Annotated in this window: 12 protein-coding genes; 11 read left to right on the forward strand and 1 reads right to left on the reverse strand. The window is 35.2% G+C overall.

Annotation, left to right across the window (positions count from 1 at the left end; translation table 11 throughout):
- The first annotated feature begins 430 nt into the window (after positions 1-430).
- The 4 genes from SAGCYANO_RS42560 to SAGCYANO_RS42575 all read left to right on the forward strand — a co-directional run bounded on the left by SAGCYANO_RS42560 (position 431) and on the right by SAGCYANO_RS42575 (position 9,247).
- Positions 431-1,180: a metal ABC transporter ATP-binding protein gene (locus tag SAGCYANO_RS42560; RefSeq protein WP_202225523.1), complete on the forward strand. Its 750-nt coding sequence runs from the start codon at positions 431-433 to the stop codon at positions 1,178-1,180.
- A 718-nt stretch (positions 1,181-1,898) separates the two neighbouring features.
- A complete protein-coding gene (locus SAGCYANO_RS42565; protein ID WP_202225539.1) occupies positions 1,899-6,116 on the forward strand; it encodes a hypothetical protein in 4,218 nt (1,405 codons plus the stop codon).
- Between the two features lie 1,045 nt (positions 6,117-7,161).
- Positions 7,162-7,725: a DUF6009 family protein gene (locus SAGCYANO_RS42570; RefSeq protein ID WP_202225524.1), complete on the forward strand. Its 564-nt coding sequence runs from the start codon at positions 7,162-7,164 to the stop codon at positions 7,723-7,725.
- Between the two features lie 115 nt (positions 7,726-7,840).
- A complete protein-coding gene (locus SAGCYANO_RS42575) occupies positions 7,841-9,247 on the forward strand; it encodes a 1-acyl-sn-glycerol-3-phosphate acyltransferase (RefSeq protein WP_202225525.1) in 1,407 nt (468 codons plus the stop codon).
- Positions 9,248-10,275: 1,028 nt separating this feature from the next.
- On the opposite strand, the gene SAGCYANO_RS42580 is transcribed toward SAGCYANO_RS42575, so the two are convergent.
- On the reverse strand, positions 10,276-10,464 hold the full coding sequence (locus tag SAGCYANO_RS42580; protein ID WP_202225526.1) for a hypothetical protein: 189 nt from the start codon (positions 10,462-10,464) through the stop codon (positions 10,276-10,278).
- A gap of 13 nt (positions 10,465-10,477) precedes the next feature.
- On the opposite strand from SAGCYANO_RS42580, the gene SAGCYANO_RS42585 reads away from it, so the two are divergent.
- The 7 genes from SAGCYANO_RS42585 (at position 10,478) to SAGCYANO_RS42615 (ending at position 20,151) form a co-directional block, all read left to right on the forward strand.
- Positions 10,478-11,293: a sensor histidine kinase KdpD gene (locus SAGCYANO_RS42585; RefSeq protein ID WP_202225527.1), complete on the forward strand. Its 816-nt coding sequence runs from the start codon at positions 10,478-10,480 to the stop codon at positions 11,291-11,293.
- A 426-nt stretch (positions 11,294-11,719) separates the two neighbouring features.
- A complete protein-coding gene (locus SAGCYANO_RS42590; RefSeq protein WP_202225528.1) occupies positions 11,720-13,153 on the forward strand; it encodes an IctB family putative bicarbonate transporter in 1,434 nt (477 codons plus the stop codon).
- 997 nt (positions 13,154-14,150) lie between these two features.
- Positions 14,151-14,846, forward strand: a complete 696-nt coding sequence (locus SAGCYANO_RS42595) for a COP23 domain-containing protein (protein WP_237397245.1) — start codon at positions 14,151-14,153, stop codon at positions 14,844-14,846.
- A 1,112-nt stretch (positions 14,847-15,958) separates the two neighbouring features.
- Positions 15,959-18,283 (forward strand): CHAT domain-containing protein, encoded by a 2,325-nt coding sequence (locus SAGCYANO_RS42600; protein ID WP_202225529.1) that lies wholly within the window; start codon positions 15,959-15,961, stop codon positions 18,281-18,283.
- A 343-nt stretch (positions 18,284-18,626) separates the two neighbouring features.
- Entirely contained in the window at positions 18,627-18,968 is a 342-nt protein-coding gene (locus SAGCYANO_RS42605) for a DUF4365 domain-containing protein (RefSeq protein ID WP_202225538.1), read from the forward strand.
- Positions 18,965-19,504 (forward strand): hypothetical protein, encoded by a 540-nt coding sequence (locus SAGCYANO_RS42610; RefSeq protein ID WP_202225530.1) that lies wholly within the window; start codon positions 18,965-18,967, stop codon positions 19,502-19,504. The genes SAGCYANO_RS42605 and SAGCYANO_RS42610 overlap by 4 nt, the downstream gene beginning before the upstream one ends.
- A gap of 443 nt (positions 19,505-19,947) precedes the next feature.
- Positions 19,948-20,151: a UPF0175 family protein gene (locus SAGCYANO_RS42615; RefSeq protein ID WP_237397246.1), complete on the forward strand. Its 204-nt coding sequence runs from the start codon at positions 19,948-19,950 to the stop codon at positions 20,149-20,151.
- Positions 20,152-20,260: the final 109 nt, after the last annotated feature.

Consider the following 20,260-nt stretch of genomic DNA (forward strand, 5'->3'; position numbering starts at 1 on the left):
TTCCTTTCATAATGTATATCATATTGTTTTCATATTTTTGATGTGGCAGAAGAAAGAAGGAAGAAGGAAGAAGGAAGAAGGAAGAAGAAGGAAGAAGGAAGAAGGAAAAGTATTACTTTGTCTGAGTTTTAAACTTTTGAACTGTCCTAACCTTTGCTTCGACTGATATATTCCGGAACAGATTTTTGATGCACACCTTTATTTTAAAGTTCTTTTCGCTCGAATCTGCCTCTTTCTTGAGTTATAGAAAGGGGAATAGTTATATCAAGTCTCATTAAGAACGCCATAATAAAAATCTTTTCTCCGATAAATTTTTCCCTGTTCCCTGTTCCCTGTTCCCTAAATTTTTTATTGTGGGTATTCAAAGAAACATGATATTAGGGAATATTTCCAGGAATCAAAAGCGATAATTTATAGGAATCTAAAATTAATGAATCAAACTAAAATTACAGTAAGTCATTTAAGAGTCTATTATCGTACCGTTGAAGCGTTGCGAGACATTACCCTACAGGTACAAGCAGGAAAATTAACTGGTATTATTGGACCAAATGGTGCAGGTAAAAGTACCCTCTTGAAGGGAATGTTAGGGTTAATTCCTGTAACTGAGGGTTCTATTATCTATAATGACAAACCTCTTTCAGAGCAGTTAAAAGTAATTGCTTATGTACCTCAGCGGTCGCAAATTGATTGGACTTATCCGGCCACTGTCTGGGATGTGGTAATGATGGGGCGGGTAGTCAAAACAGGTTGGTTTCGTCGCTTTTCTACAGTGAGTCGGCAGATAGGGATGGAGGCATTGGCCAGAGTGGGGATGGATGGTTATCGCGATCGCCCCATTGGTCAACTTTCTGGCGGTCAGCAGCAACGGGTATTTTTAGCACGGTCATTAGCTCAGGAAGCTGATATTTTTTGTTTTGATGAACCTTTTGTTGGGGTTGACCAGAAAACGGAAAATATTATTTTTGGGATTTTTCATGAATTAGCAAATGCTGGAAAAATTGTCATAGTTGTTAATCATGATTTAGGGGAATCTATTACTAATTTTGATGATTTGATTCTGTTAAATAAAGAGTTAATTGCTGTTGGCGAGCGGCAGGTTGTATTGCAGGAAGAAAATTTATATCGTGCTTATGGAGGTAAAGTTGTTTTCTTTTCAGAACCTTTAGCGAAAATTGCTTAACTAGCTATCAGTTATTAGCTATCAGCTATCAGCCTAAAAATTTTTGCTTATGTAATAGACATCTCCAATAATCAAAAATAAAATCAATTATTCCATATAAATTATCAATTATTTCTCCCTACTCCCTCTTTTCTGGAGATTTATAATGGTATCTGAGAAGCTTGGGTTTAAATCCCAGACTTCTATAAGGTAAGCATTCAGCTATTAGCAGTCAGCAGTCAGCAATTAGTAATGAGTCATGAGTCATTACTTCTAAGGTTTAATAAGGGAACTTTGCCAGTAACTTTTAGGGTGCATCTCAATTTTAAAGGTTGCTTTAATCTTCCTCAACATTAATAGCTGTTAACGCAGTTCCGACGTAAGTATTCAGCTAGCTCGCATTCAGCTTTTAGCTGTTTCATAAATAATGAATATACACTGCTAAGGTCAAGGTTATTATTTTTTCAATACTTTGAATTATCCTTAAACTTCTCAATACTAATTCCTGCTATAAAGGCAGTGAATTAATAGCTGATTGCTGATTGCTGACCGCTGAATGCTTACGTTCCGACCATAGGAGGCTAGCTAATAGCTGATGGCTGAATGCTTACTCTATAAGTCGTTTAATATGTATAATTAATATAGCAGTTTCCGAAGCTATGAGGTACAGTTGTTTTTATTCTTTTCTATTCCCTATTCCCTATTCCCTATTCCCTAGCGCTACGCGCTATAAAATTGAATGTTAATCAATATCGATCGAACTCATCCACAACTATTAGAAGGTTTAGATATTTGGTTACGCTTAGGTTTAATTTCCGATGATGAAGTTAGGAAACTATGCCAAAAATATTTAAGTTCTCCACTGCCACAACCACAACTTATCGAAACTAATCTTACATTAGTAACTAATATCCAAACAACTCAAAAAGAAACAGATTTACCCTCTACTACTTCTAATACTTCCACCAAAAAATCTCCTAATTTAATCGCTCAATTATTACAGTCATTGATGGCAGAAATTAGCCTCCGATGGCTGCTTTTTTTAGGTTTATTTATGGTGGTTATATCTTCTGGATTACTTGCTGCTAGTCAGTGGGAAAAATTTCCACCCACCGGACAATATTTAGTACTTTTGGCATATACATTATGCTTTTGGGGGGCGACATTTTTCACTAGAAAAGTTGGAGGTTTGCGATTAACCTCTGAGACGTTACGATTGGTGACATTACTGTTAGTACCTGTAAATTTTTGGGCAATAGATGGTTTGGGTTTGTGGGGAAATATTGGGGAATGGTTAATAGTAGCGATCGCTTCTCTCTTACTCACTAGCATAATCATTTACTTTGTTGAAGAAGGAAGAAGGAATAAGGAAGAAGGAAGAAGGAGGAAGGAAGAAGGAAGAGGGAATAAGTGGATGGGGACTCAAACCTCAAGCAATTGTGAAGACCCTGTAGATGGCGAGTTATTAAATCCAAAAGAAAAAGATAAAAAATTTAATAATTCTGTCTCTACAAATTGGATTTCAATTGCTTCGCTGAACTTATTAAGTCTGAGTTATTTACATTATGGTTGGAGATTTTCAGGATTTCCAATTTTGGCAATTTATTTAGGAGTTATTGGTACAGCGATCGCTACTATTTATCAGAACCAAATTCCATCTAGTACAAAAATCAGAGAGGTTGAAAATCAAACTACTACTGGCGAGCCATTAACAGGAATTGCGATAGTAATTTATGCTTTAGGAATTTTGTTAGTTCGAGCAATTTTTGTTGCCAATGTAGATATTACAAAATTAGGATTAGCTTTAGGAATAAGTGGATGGATTTTATTACAGAATAATCAGATTAAAAGCAAATTATTTGTACAAAATCGGATTGGGATTAGTTTACTGTTAATCGGGTGGTTAGTTTCTGTAGTTGCTCAACCTTGGCAGGCATTCATCATTAGTATTATTGGTTTATTCTTACTAGCAGAAAATCTGCAAAAATCTTGGCGAGGTCTTGACTTATCTGCAATTTTTCTGATTGGTTTACAAACAACTTGGTTAGGATGGCGATTAATTCCAGTTCCAACTAGACAAACGTTAATTACTACAACAACTCAATTTTTTAACGCCCAAAATTCACCTGAATCATTGCTCAGTTTAGCTTGGTTTCCCTACTTAATATTTATGGTCTGGGCGACAGATTGGATTTATCGTCGTCAACAAATTAACCTAGCTAAGTTTAGCGAGAAAATTTGCTTAGGTTTTGGAATATTTTTAAATATATTATCTTGGCAAAATCCTCTAGTTATATTTCTCAACTTCTTAGGTTCAACTATTACTCTTGCTATTTTTACCTCTCGTCGTCAACCTATCAAAGTTAGTCTTGTTTATCTAACTCATATAACTGGTTTATTATCAATATTTTCTGGGATTAATTATTTCTTGCCTAGTATAAGTTTAGAAATGTGGGCAATAATTTTATCAGTAATTATGGTGGCTGAATGGGGAATATTTAGCTTACAGACAAAGATAACAGCAGAAGCAAGAATAGTCATACCCACATCCTCTATTTCACTATTAAATTGTTTCTGTTTCAGTTCTTGGCATCTTGGTTTAGTTTTAGCAGTTATTAGTTATATTTTATGGTTGAGTAAGTTAGAAATTTTTCCATCCGATCTTTGCATGGTTATGAATTGTCAATTATCAGCAAAATGGGGAATTATTTGGTTTATTACACCTCTAGCTCTAACAATTATTGCTAGTGAAGAAGGAAGAAGGAAGAAAGAAGAAGGAAGAAGGAAGAAAGAAGAAGGAAGAAGGAAGAAGGAAGAAGGAAGAAGGAAGGAGCAAACTTGGAAAAAGTGGATGGGGACTCAAACCTTTGAAGAAGGAAGAAAGAAGAAGGAAGAAGAAAGGATGGAAATTGGAAAAAGTGGATGGGGACTCAAACTCCAACCAATTGTAAACACCACAGGTGACGGTGGGGTATTAAACCCAAAAGAAAATAATAAAATAATATCTTTAAGAAAAAGAGCAAGTGGCTTAAGTGTGGCTGCTGTAATTATGCTACAAACTTTAACTTTATGGCAGCCAGAAACTCGATTAATTGGTTTGGGTTTAGGCACAATTTTAATGTTGATTAATACTAAATACTTATTAACTCAAACAGCAGCAAATATTACAGTAGGCTTTGTCTTAATTTTCGTAAGTTTTTGCCTGGGTGAAGGTGTGTTAGGTTTATCTCCTGTTTCTGGAGCGGGATGGTTATTAACCATTAGTATATTTTTAGTAACTTTATGGTTTTTGTACTCTCGAATAATTAGATTACCAGGGCAGTTATTTAATATTTATACTCAAGCAATAGATGGTTGGGCAATTATCCTCTGTGGTTTAGAATTAATATTCTTAACAATCCACTCTTTCGGCATTTATTGGCAAACTATTAATCCCTCAATCACAGTAATTACTTCTACTATTTTGCTCTTATTTGCCATTGGCTATCGAGGCTCAATTAAACAAACAGCAGAAAACTCATCAATTACATTTAGTCTCAATAATTTTGTTCAGTCTACCCCCACAGTTTATAGTTTTGGTTGGGCTTTAGAATTACTAATAGTTGAAACTTTAGGCTTTGTAGATAAATCAGCAATAAATTTAGCGATTGTGCTCCGCACCGCTATCGCGATCGCTAATATTGGATTAGGATTATCGACTCAAATTTTAGGAGATTGGTTACAAAGAAAATTAGGTATTAATAATTTGCCTAGATGCTGGCAAATAATGCCATTACTTTATGGTATTTTAGGTACTTTATTCCGCGTAGGTACTTTTGAAAATTGGACTGGTTTAACTTCCTTAGCTCTATCATTTATATTGATTGGAATAGGCAGGAGAAAAACCACATTAAAACCAATATTGTACTTAGGTATTCTCGGAATATCCTGTGCTGCTGCCGAACTACTTTTATATCAAACTTATTCCCTGCCATTAGCAGATAAATTAATTGCTTATGCCAGTCTTGGAACAACCATCACTTACAGTTATCGATTATTATCTCCTTGGTTATTAGATTACTTAAAAATCACAGAAACAGAAATTAAAAATATTGCCAATATACATTGGGCAGTCAGCAGCTCAATCTTACTTTTATTAGCAATACTTAATCTCAAATCCAATCCAATATTAGGATTAACCACAGCAATACTTTTGACTCGCTATGCAATTATGCAAGGCAAAAATAATTCCAATTTACAACAAGCAAAAACCTGGATTTATGTAGGAGCTTTAGAAGGATATGCTGTTGCTATCTATATAATTAACCTACTTTCCATCACCGAAACTTTACTATATTGGCTAAGTGCAATAACTGCCATAATTTCTTACTTTATCTATTTATTACCTTGGGAAAATTGGGGATGGCCTCTACAACCTTGGCGACGAATTGCTGTAATTATGCCAATAGTAACTATATTTCTTACCAACTTAAGATTAGACACCCCTCCACCTTGGTATTGGTATGCTTCAATTCTGATAACAGCCGGATTTTATATTGTAATTGCCAAAGTAGATCGGCAAATACGATTAACTTATATTAGTGTCGGTTTAATTAATTGTGCTTTTGTAATTTGGCTAAATAATTTAGGAGCATCTCTTCAGACATTAATTTACATTACTCCCATCGGATTATCATTACTTTATATAGCTAAAGTCGATCCAATTCTGAAATTACCTAAAAACAGAAATATTCGGCATAACTTACGAATTTTTGGCAGTGGAATAATTTGTTTTATAGCTTTATTAGAAAATCAATGGACTGGTTTACTACCAGGAATAATTAGTGTAATTGCCATTTTCGCAGGATTAGGTTTACGAACTAGAGCTTTTCTTTATGTAGGAACAGTCACATTTTTAATCAATGCTTTTAATCAACTAATTGTCCTAAATTATCTTTACTCTTTTTCAAATGGATAATCGGTTTAATAGTAGGAATTATCTTTATTTGGATAGCTGCAAGTTTTGAAACTCGACGAGAACAAATTAATAACTTATTGCAAAATTGGATAAAAGAACTAGAAGAGTGGGAGTAGGGAGTGGCTCACACGGATTATGGCACGGATACACGGATAGGTCAGGGAGTAGGGGAGTAGGGGAGATTGAATATTGAAGTAATTATAGAATTATTAAAGATATAAAAGATATATTAGATAGGCAGATTCTATATGAAAAAAAATCAAAACAATATGTTTGTGTATAAATAATTTATAAATAGTTATTTGCCAAGAGATTGTGGTCTAAAGCATCCCCTTTTAAGAGGATAAAAAAATAATTTTCCTTAATGTCAAGTATCCTTATTGCAAAGGTACTGATAACTGATAACCGTTAAATGAAATGAAGGATTGCTGTATTACTTTTGATTTTACCGAATAATTAAGGTTTAAAGCCTCTTCTTTAAACGAGAAACAAGAAAAAATTTTCCTTGCTTTTAACCAACTAATTGTTCTGAACTCTCTTTACTCTTTTTTCAAATGGATAATAGGTTTAATAGTAGGAATTGCCTTGATTTGGATAGCTGCAAGTTTTGAAACTCGACGAGAACAAATTAATAATTTATTGCAAAATTGGATAGAAAAATTAGAAGAATGGGAGTAGGGAGATGGGGAGTGTGGGGAGTGTGGGGAGGGTGGGGAGTGTGGGAAGTGTGGGAAGAAAGAGAAAGTAGGAGGAATAATTAATTAATTGTACCTGTATCTTTCTGTGCTTGTCTGCCCAAAGTCTTAACTTTTTGGTCACTCAAGCTGAAAAGTCTAGAAATATTCTCTAGATCATTAAAGTTGTCAGGACTTACGCAGAGACTCTATATATAGAGATAGCGAATGGCATTTACCGCTACAGATGGTGGTTTTGCAGTCAATTTGCGTAAATCCTGATTTGCATTAAAGTTTTGTTATACTTTGCCATACGGTGTCAAACTAATTTATAGTAGTTATATCTATATTCATAAAAAAGAAAAACAGTAATGGCAGAAATAATTGGACCAGAATGTTTCGAGCATGAAAAAGAAATTATCTGGCTTGACGATCCTAGTAAATATCCTTGGGTCAGACAGTGCAGTGGGGACTTTGCTAAAAAACAAGGTATATCTAATTCTCAGTTGTCAAAAATGTCTAAAGGTGGGGCGAAAATAATTGGTTATGCAAACTTAGAAGATAAGGCAGCACCAAGTTTTATTGATGAACCTACAGGACGTAAATATTATTACAGGAGGTATTTTTATCTTAAGGATAAAGATTATGAAAACTATAGAGGTGGAACTTCTTATCCTTCAGAGGCAGTAGATCCTTCGAGCGTTACCCCAAAGGAAAAAGGAGATAGTCCTCGAAAAAAGTCTCAGATTGCTGTGAGAATTCCTTTTCCACTTATGCGAAAACTTAAGGATTATATTAATCAAACAAAGATGTCTCAAACAGAAGTAGTGGTAAGTGCATTAGCAGAATATTTAGAGGATAAAGATAGTACCCCTCTAATTCATAGAATACTATTACTAGAAAAAAGGGTAGAAGCATTAGAGACTAGGGAATAGGCAAATAGCTCGCAGGACAATCTATCTAAAAAATATTGCAAGAGGACTCCCGTCATAATTTTTGATTTAACGGCGGGAGTGTCAAATTTAACCTATAAGTAACTGATAAATTTTAATGTCCCACTCAACTATCCAGGTTCAACCACCCCTAAAATTTATTCCACCCAACTTTAAGCCCCTGGTACGACAAGGTACAAAGCTAATGTTACCTTGGTGGCTAAAGTACCAAGTCTCTGTCGCCGACATACAAGCAGATAACCTAGAAACCCTAGCCCAACTATATCAAAACTTCCATCAGGGGAAAAACCGCTTTCTGATGGCATTCCGTCATCCTAATGCCGACGACCCTTACTGTATGGGATATATGATCTGGTATCTATTGCCCAAATTTGCTAAACAACAAGGAATTACCCTTCCATCCCTTCTCCACTATCATTTCATCTTTGACCGAGGTATTCCTTTATGGGCTGGTGATTTTGTAGGTAAATGGTATTCATATTTAGGAGGAAGTTCAATTCACCGAGGAAAAATAGACCGTCAGGGACTAAAATCAGCTCGTGAATTGTTTGCCAATGGCAGTTTACCAATGATGGCTGCTCCAGAAGGAGCTACTAATGGCCATAATGAAAAAGTTAGTCCCTTAGAGCCTGGTATTGCCCAGATGGGATTTTGGTGTGTTGAGGATATACATCAAGCAACTCGCTCTGAAGAAGTTTTTATTGTGCCAATAGGTATTCAATACAAATACTTGGGTGAACCATGGGAAAATGTAGAGCAACTTTTAACTAAGCTCGAAAAAGATAGTGGTTTGTTTTCAGGTTCAGAAAATCTTTCTCATCAGCAAAAACTAGCACCTTCTGCACTATACCAACGACTTTTGAGATTAGCAGGTCATTTATTAGCAAAAATGGAAGAATTTTATAGAAAGTTCTACCACCGAAAGTTACCTGAGTTGACTCAAGAAAGTTATTCCCAACAATCTTTAACAGATGACCAAATTAATGAAGCGATCGCCACTCGCCTCAATTCTCTTCTCAATGTTGCTTTAGAAGTGGCAGAAGAATATTTTCATATTAAGGCCAACGGTAATTTTATAGATCGTTGTCGTCGTTTAGAGCAAGCGGGTTGGAATTTTATATACAGAGAAGATATTGAAGATTTAGCAACTCTTTCTACTTTAGACAGAGCTCTTGCAGATCGACTTGCACAAGAGGCTAGTCTACAAATGTGGCACATGAGATTAGTCGAAAGTTTTGTTGCAGTTAGTGGCAAATATATTACCGAAAAACCGACAATAGACAGATTTGCTGATATAGCTCTACTGTTCTGGGATATGATTAATCGTATTAAGGGTGGTAGTTTTCTCAAGCGTCCGAAATTAGGAAAACAAAGAGTATACATGACAGTAGGAAAACCAATTTCTGTTTCTCAGCGTTGGGAGAGTTACAAAGCTAAACGTCGTACAGCCGTATCAGAACTAACTCAAGATTTGCAAAAGGCCCTAGAAGAAACCATTAGATGATCGGTATTTGTGCAAAAGGTCAATTGAACATTTAAGTTAGCCCTGCTCCCGTAGATATCTAATGGTAGATAGGGATGAAAAGCAGTACTTTATGGAGTAGGGGAGTGGGGAGTAGGGGAGTAGGGGAGTAGGGGAGTAGGGGAGTAGGGGAGATTTTTTTTGCCCAACTCTCGCCCAAAATACGCTCCATGCATGAGCATGAAGAGCTGAAAACCAGGTACAATTTCTAGACCTAAAAAGTCTAAAACCTTTACCTGTAAATGCTTTGATATTTATTCAGCAAGCCCTACTCAGAGTTTGCTTATGGAAAGTCTTTTTGCTCTTTGTAGGGACCCACCCCTAACCCCGACCGTGGAGGGGAAAAAGGCAGTAGTTAGGACGCAGAAGAAATGGGAATTACAGAATCAGTGGCCAAAACAATAGTAAGAGTGATTTTTCGGCTGCGTGCTACCCGAAAATGCTCACTTTTGTAACCTACGCTTGCTGAAAAGCTCATACTTTTTCAACATATAAAAAGCCTAAAACCAATATCAGTCAATGCTTTGAGATTTAATCAGCAAGCCCTACTTATACACTTTAGTAGTAGTTGTGACATACTCCAACGCCAACCTTAAGGTATAGCGTGGGCTTCTCGTTTCGCAGTCCCGCTATTGCGTCGGACTCCACGAAGCTCTAAGAACGGAATGCCCTACCGCCCTATAAAGTATACAATTAATTTAGTATAACTACTTAGGGTTTGCTGAAAAAGTCTTTTTTAAGGAGTAGGGGAGTAGGGGAGTAGGGGAGTAGGGGAGCGGGGAGTAGGGGAGTAATTTTGGGCTACTCTCCTGCCCAAAATGCTGACTTTTGAGCATAAAGAGCTAAAAACTAGGTACTTTTTCCAGAGCGAAAAAGGCTAAAACCTTTATCTATAAATGCTTTGATATTTAATCAGCAAGCCCTACTTAAACAGATATCAAAAGTTAAAAATTAAAATCATGAATATATAGACTAAGAGCGTTCACTGAAAATAAATTTAGAAAATTATTTCACGTACCAAGTGTTGAATTATTCGTAAAATTTTTGAGTGAATTAGTACAACTAATAATATTATGTCTCATTAAATAACTGTAATAAACAATCTTTCCCCAACATCCATAGGAGGTTGGATGCAACATCCCTACATTGCGGTTAATTAATGTTACTAAGTCTAAAACTTGACAACAAATATCTCCCATCTAATTTTTTGTAATGAATAAAGAATCTATTACTAAGTCTTCTAATTTAATTAAAAATAAGCTACTCAGTATTTTGAGCCAAGAAATGTTAACCCCATTAACTTCTGTGATGGGGATGGCAAGTGTTTTAAATAAAGAAATATATGGTTCTCTAACTGATAAACAGAGAGAATATGTAGGAGTTATTAATGAAAGAAGTCGATATTTAAAATTGCTAGTTGAAGAAATTATTGCCTTAACAAAACTGGATGAGTCTGGCCAATATTCAGACAAAACTCCTGTTGATGTGAAAAATGTCTGTCAGCAGATATTAAGAGACCTAGAACCAGAAACAGTTCATCAGCAGATAAAGATTCAGTTATTAGCTGGGTCCAGCGATCGGGTTTGTTTTTTTGATAAAACAGCTTTAGAGCAAACATTATACAACTTAATTTATAGTGTCATTAAATCTACAGGTTCAGGGAGTGGACTCAAAATTCATTTGTCTGAAAAGCGAGAAGAATTTAATATTGCACTGTGGGTTTCTCATCCTATTCTGGGAGATAATCTTCCTCATGCTCAACTATATTCCCAAAAGTTATTAGAGATTGAAAACCAGGATAATCAGTCTAGCTTAATGCTAAATAGATTACAGATAACATTTGATGAACTAACAACAATAGTTTTTGACAAAACGTCAACAGAAAATTTTGCAGCTGAACCTACCCGCGATCTATTAGCATTACTATTAAGTTGTCAGTTAGTAGAACAAAATGGTGGCTCTTTCTGGGTTCAAGGTTCTACAGAATTAGGCTATCGATATATCTTAACTCTGCCACTTTATAAGTAGGGAACTTTCAATAATGAATAATGAATAATTAATAATTAATAATTAACAATTACCTCTTCTTTTCAAGGAGAGAATTGAAGCTTAAGGAAAATTTTTTCTTCTCTTGGTCGATTGGATATGGCGAGGAGACCTTGCCATCCCACCCTACGGGAAGCTGCGCTTTTTCCTACGGAATGCTACGCAAACATGTCGGCGACAGCCGTTAACGTAGTTATGCGAAGCAAAACGACCGCTTTTTCTCCTTTAAATAAAGTAGAGGCTTTAAACCTTAATTATTCGGTAAAAGGGTTTTCGGTGCGGAAAAACTCCGCTAACAGGATTGAAAAATATCTTAACCAATTTTTGTAGTGCTATATTTTTCTCAAATATAACTTTCTTGATTGGCTTATATTATTTTGTAAGATTATTTATCCAATTGATAATAATATGAACTCAGTTTGGCAGAAGTTAACATTAACTAATCTTTCTTTTTCTAACTCTCCATGGCTAAATGCTAGCTACCTCTATGGTTTAATTAATGGTTCTCTCCATAACTGGCGACGAGGTAGTTGGTTAATGCAATGGGGAGAAGCTCTGGGTTTTGTCTTGCTGGCAATTGTATTTAGTCTAGCTCCTTTCGTAAATACTGCTCTGATAGGTTTATTATTACTTGCTGGTGCCGGGTTTTGGGTATTGCTTGCCGTCTCAGATAATACTCAGGAATATTTAACTCCCATTCATCTACTGATATTCGTTTATTGGGGTATTGCCACATTAGCAATGGCAACTTCGCCCGCAAGAACGGCTGCTTTTAGTGGATGGGTGAAGTTAACTCTTTATCTATTGTTATTTGTTTTAGGAGCAATGGTATTACGATCGCCTAAACTCCGCTCTTGGTTAATTAGTATATATTTATTGGTTTCTTTGGTAGTTAGTTTCTACGGTATTCGTCAATGGATAGACAAAGTTGAACCCCTTGCTACCTGGAACGATCCTACTTCTGCTCAAGCTGGTGTGACTCGCGTGTATAGTTATTTGGGAAATCCTAATTTATTAGGTGGATATTTGCTGCCTGCCATTGCTTTGAGCTTTGTCGCAATTTTTGCCTGGCGTAGTTGGCCACAGAAATTTCTGGCAGTAACAATGTTGCTAGTGAATTGTGCTTGTTTGCGTTATACAGGTAGTAGAGGCAGTTGGATAGGGTTTATAGCTTTGATGTTTGCTCTGTTAATTTTAATGTGGTATTGGTGGAGCATCTATATGCCCAGTTTTTGGCAAACTTGGTCGCTGCCAATAGCTGTGGGAAGTTTTGCAGGGTTATTAATTCTGGCAGTGGTTTTATTAGAACCTTTGCGCTATCGCATTTTTAGTGTTTTTGCAGGTCGTCAAGATAGCAGTAATAATTTTCGGATGAATGTCTGGATGTCTGTGTTTGATATGATTCGCGATCGCCCGGTTTTGGGTATTGGACCGGGAAATGATGTGTTTAACAAAATCTATCCTCTTTATCAGCGACCCCGTTACAGTGCTTTGAGTGCTTATTCGGTACCTTTAGAAATTATTGTGGAAACTGGTTTTATTGGTTTTACTGCTTTTTTGTGGTTGCTGTTGGTGACTTTCAATCAAGGTGTATTAAATTTAAGACATTTGCGAGATGCAGGCGATCGTCAAGGGTATTGGTTGATTGGGGCAATGGTGGCGATGGTAGGATTAATGGCTCATGGTTTGGTGGATACGGTTTGGTATCGTCCTCAAATTAATACGCTTTGGTGGTTGATGGTAGCTATTATTGCTAGTTATAGCGCTGTGCGCAGGCAACAGGCAACAGGCAACAGGCAACAGGCAACAGGCAACAGGGAGAATAAAAAACCGACAATGTAAGACTTTTAGCTATTGGACAGTTCTTGTAATTTGTACATAAGCCAGCGCACATTGCTATATTATGGTGAGAAAAGAGGGAGTAGACAGTAGGGACGTTGCATGCAACGTCTGTACAGAGTAGGGGGAAAGAATTGATAATTTATCTGGGATAATTGATTTTATTTTTTATTATTGGAGATATCTATTAGTTAGGACTTACGCAGTACAACGTATTTTCGTCATTGCGACTGACAGGGTTTGCGGAGCATTCCGGGACGGAAAGCAATCTCAAACCCTAGTTTTTCCTATCTCATGCGTAAGTCCTATTAGTAATAAAGCGTGAAAAAAGAATGTTACTAATAATAAGTGCAATAAAAAGATTTTGTAGAAAATTTCCCTTTGACAAAAAAGAGAATTTCCCACCTAAAAACTGGTACTAAATATATTCCCATACGACTCCTGAATTGCAGAATTGCTGTTTGCTTCGCGGTGACAAACGGAAATTCTAAGAAATACCCTAGCTATTTTTAGCAAACATTTATCAAATTGGTATAAGTTAAGCAAATAGTGATTTATCGCTAAACTTTATTGAGATTAATCTAGCTAACCTCAATTTATTAATTGGATAAAAAAACTTACTATTTCATTATTGACTCGATTGTTAGTTCCTCTTTTTGACTGCTGGGGTGATAGTGTTCCACATATCAGAGGCGATCGCTCTTGTCAAAGGAAGAAGTTAATAAGGAAGAAATAATTTTTATTCAACAGGTAGTAAGTGAAATGATGCGTGGAGTTTTTCTAGTAGTATTATCTGTCTTTAAAAATCACAACAACACATTTAAAAAAATCGTCAATTATTGAGCAACTTTAATGTTACGGAATTTTAGGCAGCCATCTTGAAGTTAATTTCAAGTAGGTCAAATTCACCTGTACAAGAAGGAGTATTTTAATATTTCAAGTAACCATTAGAGATGTTTTACTGCTCTATTTTGCAACAAAGCCCTATTGTATTACAACGATGAGTAAAAATCAGAAAAAATTCTGGAGTACAGTAGCTGCTGTAATGACTGGAATTGGTACATTTATTGCAGCTATTCCTCCTCTAGTAAATATGTTTAAACCTGAAACACAAACACAATCAACAAAAAGTATACCCCTTCCATCTCCAGAAATTAGTGTAAAGTCTACTCCTAAAACTGGGGTTAGATTCTTTTGTGGAACTGGTGAGTATAAAGGTAGGAATGTTCCGGCAACAATTATACAAAATACTCAATCAAATGAAGAAGTAATTGTTATTTTCTGGAGGTTAGATAATGATTATTTTGGTGAAGATTATCCACCACAAAAGCGATGCGAAATAGTATCTCAGCAGTTCCAAAATATATACAATAGAGACGGATTAAAATTTGTTGTTGCTACTAAGGAGACTTGGGTTCCCGATAGGGAAATTCCTGTAGTATGTTCGGTAAAATACAAGGGAGCTTCCTGTAAGAATGACGATTTACTTTTTACTTTAGAATCAAAGGACGATCCAAATTTAGTGTTAAAAGATTTGATTAACAACGATGATATCCCTAGTGAAAAACCACCACTATCAAGAGGAGAAAAACCTCCTAAAACTTTTGCTGAAGGTAAACGAGTTTATTACAATTTGTCTAATATTTTTAATAAGCAGCAGTCAGAGGAAAGTTATCAATATAAACTTCCATTTTAAAGGTTAATTTTCCATCTGAGTTTTGTCTGAAATATTTCTATTGCGGATGTCGCAATCAGAGTTTTTGCTTATTGATGGTTCGGTGGTTTTATTGCGTATGTCGCAATAGGAGTTTTTGCTCATTAATACCTTCGATGGTTTTATTGCGTATGTCGCAATAGGAGTTTTTGCTCATTAATACCTTCGGTGGTTTTATTGCGTATGTCGCAATAGGAGTTTTTGCTCATTAATACCTTCGGTGGTTTTATTGCGTATGTCGCAATAGGAGTTTTTACTCATTGATGCTTCGGTGGTTTTATTGCGTATGTCGCAATAGGAGTTTTTACTCATTAATACCTTCGATGGTTTTATTGCGTATGTCGCAATAGGAGTTTTTGCTCATTAATACCTTCGGTGGTTTTATTGCGTATGTCGCAATAGGAGTTTTTGCTCATTAATACCTTCGATGGTTTTATTGCGTATGTCGCAATAGGAGTTTTTGCTCATTAATACCTTCGATGGTTTTATTGCGTATGTCGCAATAGGAGTTTTTGCTCATTAATACCTTCGATGGTTTTATTGCGTATGTCGCAATAGGAGTTTTTGCTCATTAATACCTTCGATGGTTTTATTGCGTATGTCGCAATAGGAGTTTTTGCTCATTAATACCTTCGATGGTTTTATTGCGTATGTCGCAATAGGAGTTTTTGCTCATTAATACCTTCGATGGTTTTATTGCGTATGTCGCAATAGGAGTTTTTGCTCATTAATACCTTCGATGGTTTTATTGCGTATGTCGCAATAGGAGTTTTTGCTCATTAATACCTTCGGCGGTTTTATTGCGTATGTCGCAATAGGAGTTTTTGCTCATTAATACCTTCGGCGGTTTTATTGCGTATGTCGCAATAGGAGTTTTTACTCATTAATACCTTCGGCGGTTTTATTGCGTATGTCGCAATAGGAGTTTTTACTCATTGATGCTTCGGTGGTTTTATTGCGTATGTCGCAATAGGAGTTTTTACTTACTTCCAGAGGCTCAATTTTGCAGCAGTCTATTTCAGAAACGCTAATAACTAAATTGTGTATAGCTATATTCTGGTGAATTATTTTTTCAACTTAAAGGAGTGTTAATTATGAAGCTTTATCAGTTAACAACAACAGCAATAATTACCTTGGTTTCTATTCTTGGTAATCCTCTAGAAAGTTTTAGTCAAAAGAAGTTTTTTATTCCCTCAGCTTTAGCACAATATTCGTGGGTTGGTAACCCTTACCGAATAGAAATAACAGAAAAAACATCCTATGGAGAAATTAATATGTTTTTAGTAACCATTGAAGGCAAAAGACAATATAAAATACCTATATCTGAAGCAGATAAAAGAGCTATTATAGAAAGTTTAGAAAAAATTGAAGCCCTAAAAATAAATATTCGTGGAATTAATTCAAGAATATGTTTAGGTTATAATATTGCCGAAGATTGGGAAAAAGCGGTAAAAGCTTGTGAAAGAAGCTTAAGAGCAGGAGAACTTCCAAATATTATGCACCCAATACATGAAGCTTACTTTGGTGCAAAAAAATACAACAAAGCAATTAATTCTCTGAAAAAGTCTCTAAGGTCTGATGATCATCAAAATATTCATGTATCGTATCTACAACTAGGATCAATTTATTTTAAATTAGGTAACTATACCGAAGCAATTAGACAATACCAAAAGGCAATAGATTCAATAGAGGCAATAGACCAACACGAACACTTAGAAGGTAATCTTTCTTTGATTAACTCAAGGTTGGGATTCTCATTACTCCGACAAGGCAAAATAGGTGCAGCCGAGAAAAAGTTTTTTGAAGCCATGAGAAACGATCAAAAATCATGGAATAACACAATAGTAAATTTTTCCAACATCTGGAGATTTGGCAACACTGGTGGTTTATGGGAAGGTTCTCTAGAAGGAGGGGTTGGAATATTTACTAATGGGTTAACAGAATTACGAATCGAGCAAGGAAAAGATACAGAAGCTTTAGAATTTGCTGAATATGGTCGTACTCGTACTCTCTCTTATCTAATCAATAAAAACCAAGAATCATCTATAACTATTGATGAAATTAAAGCCATTGCCAAGGAACAAAATGCAACGTTAGTTAAATATTTCATGCCAAGAAGTATTAATTATTTTGAGATGAAACAGACCTACGAACCACAACTTTATATCTGGGTAGTTAAACCCACAGGAGAAGTTTATTTTGTTAATAAAAAACTCAGTTCAGCTAACTCTAAATATAATCATATTTTATCTAATAGCTACTCACTAACTCCCGACAAAAACTCCAACTCATTTCCTAATCTTGCGACCTTTATTCTCCTATTAATTATTATTGCCGGAATTCCTCTTTTCCTCATATTTCCTCGTCAACAAAATCTCATTTTAATTAGCAGTTTTTTCACCGCCCTTATAACTACTGCTACTATCATAAATAATCAAAAGACTACTACTTCCAATAATCAAAACTCAGAAGTTTCCTTGGCTAATCTTTCCAGAAATACTTTTGCCAATGTCAGAGGAAGTACAAGAAATGATTTACCAGAATCTGCAACAGGAAGTAACTGTCAAAACAAAGAAGAAAAAAAGCAAGTAATTATTATTGATGATTGTTTAAAAGAAACGCACAAAGTTTTGATAGAACCAATAGCTCAACTATTACCTAAAAACCCTGAAGAAGAAGTAATTATTATTCCTGATGCTGAATTATTTCGAGTTCCCTTTTCCGCCCTAAAAGGAAGTGATAATAAATATCTAATTCAAAAACATACACTGCGAGTATCTCCCTCCATCAAACTTCTGCAATTAACTCAACAACAAAAAGCTCAAAAAGCTCCAAACTTATCCAATCGAAACTTAGTAGTAGGTAATCCAGTTATGGCCATAAATTATGATGGCACACAACGCGGTCCTTTACCCTATGCTGAAATAGAGGCCGTAGCGATCGCTCAACTACTAAACACTACTCCCATTACAGGTGCAGGAGCAACAAAATCCAGAATTACTAGACTAATGCCCAATTCTAACATCATACATCTCGCTACTCACGGAACTCCATCTAGTCTAGATTTTGCTCCTTCAGGACAAGATCGGGGATTTTTAACAGAATGGGATATTTATCAATTAAACTTGACAGCAGATTTAGTAGTTTTAAGTGCTTGTGAAACTGGGTTAGGAGAAATTACCACTGATGGAGTAGTAGGTATTGCCCGTCCGTTTGTTGGAGCAGGAGTTCCCAGTGTGGTTATTTCTCTATGGCAAGTTCCTGATTCAACAACTTCCGAATTAATGATAGATTTCTATAAAAATCTGCAAGCTGGACAAAACAAAGCTCAAGCTCTCCGACAAGCAATGTTAACTACAATGGAAAAGTATCCCGAACCTGGTTACTGGGCAGGATTTTTTCTTGTCGGCGAATCTTAAGCAAATTTTCAACTGATATAATAATTTATTTACCAAAGTTATTAACTGGAAATTAATCTGCAAAAAGAGGAGTTTAGTTATGCTTATGTTCGAGCAGTTGCAACTGTTGCAGGTTGTATTTGTGAAAGAACTACTACACCTTTAGATCAATTAGAAGTTGATTTAATTATTACTAGGTTAAAATCGCCCCAACTACAAAACTTTCCTATTCTTTACCGAAAAATTCAGGTATAAAGCCTTTCCATTCATGGAGAAATAAAGAAAAAAATTCCTTTTAATCCAATCCTATCCGTTTTCAAGGAGAGGTAATTCTAAATTCTAAATTCTAAATTCTAAATTCTAAATTCTTGAAGCTCAAGTTAAATTTACTTCAAAAGATGTTTTTAGTAAAAATTTAATCCGCTATCCTTTGCCTATCAAAAACTATAACGAATTGAGGCTAAAAAATCGTTATCCTCCAATTATTTTGATTGTTGTTATTGTTCCGGAACAGATTAATGAATGGCTACAACAAACTGAGGTATCCCTTTGTCTAAAACGTTGTGGTTATTGGTTATCTTTAGAGGGAGCTGCAACTACAGAAAATCGGGAAAGTATTACAGTTTCAATTCCTAGAAATAATCTGTTGACTCCTACTAAATTAGAATTCATTATGCAAAATTTTTTCAGAGGTGAAAGGCTATGAATTTAATTATTAAATATATTGATTTACTCAAAAATATACAACCTGAAACTGTAGCTAATTATTTAACAAATCAAGGTTGGCAGCAGCAAAGACGAATTGAAAGCCAGGCTATTATTTGGGTGAAAAATTCTATTGAATCTTCTAAATTAACTTTAGTTTTACCGCTACATCCAGAGGTATCAGATTTTCCAATAACGATGAATTTACTTGTGGAAAATTTAGCAAAAATAGAGGAAAAGCCACAACTAGAAATTATCCAGAAATTAATTACTAATTTGCCCAACTTTGAAATACAAGGATTAATTATTGAAATTAAATCTCCTCAAGGCGATGGGCTGAATGGAGAAATTACTTTAATGGGGGTTGTTATTAACAAACTAAAAAAAATTGAAACAGAATTATTTGACCGAGATTATATTTTAGCGATTAAGGGTTACCAAGAAGTTTTGCCCGTATCTTGTTCAGGAGATTTGGTTAAAGAAAATAATAGTTTTGTGTTGAAAAATATCAGTGATTTTAAGCTTTTAAGTCTCTAGTAAAATAAGTCAGAAAGAAAAGTAGAGTGTGATTTACAGCAAATTCCTCCCATAAGAAGTACAGATATTAATAATTAAATCTTATCAGTGCGAGCATCTTGCTCGCATGATTGTACCTCACCAAACGCATGATTGTACCTCACCAAACGCATGATTGTACCTCACCAAACGCATGATTGTACCTCACCAAACGCATGATTGTACCTCACCAAACGCATGATTGTACCTCACCAAAGTGGAATACGCTGTAAGTAGAAAATTCAACTGTATAATTAGGATAATTTGAAGATGGCTTTAACAATTTCCGATGAAGGTTTGGAAAATATTCAGCTCTCAAGTGAGATTAGATAAAAGGCTTTACAAAAAGCGAAATAAGGATATTTAAACAATTAATAATTAATAATTAATAATTAATAATTATCTCTCCTTGAAAATGGATAGAATTGACTCAAAGGAAAAATTTTTCTTGTTTCTCCTTGAAAAGAGAGGCTTTAAACCTTAATTATTCGGTAATGGCTTTATTAGAAGTAGGAGAAATTAGCAGTGGTAGGGCTGCAAAAATTTTAGGTGTTTCTCGGATTAAAATGATAGAAATGATGAATAAATGGGGGATTTCTATTTTTGATGAAGAGCATAATTTGGAGTAATTACGTCAAGAAGTGGAACAAGCAGAATTAATTTTAAATCAGCATAAATTTTAAATGATTATTGTTTCTGATACTACGCCAACCATAGCAATTCTCTAACCTATGAAGT

Origin of the sequence: Okeania sp. KiyG1, assembly GCF_014132355.1 — a bacterium.
Lineage (GTDB): Bacteria > Cyanobacteriota > Cyanobacteriia > Cyanobacteriales > Microcoleaceae > Okeania.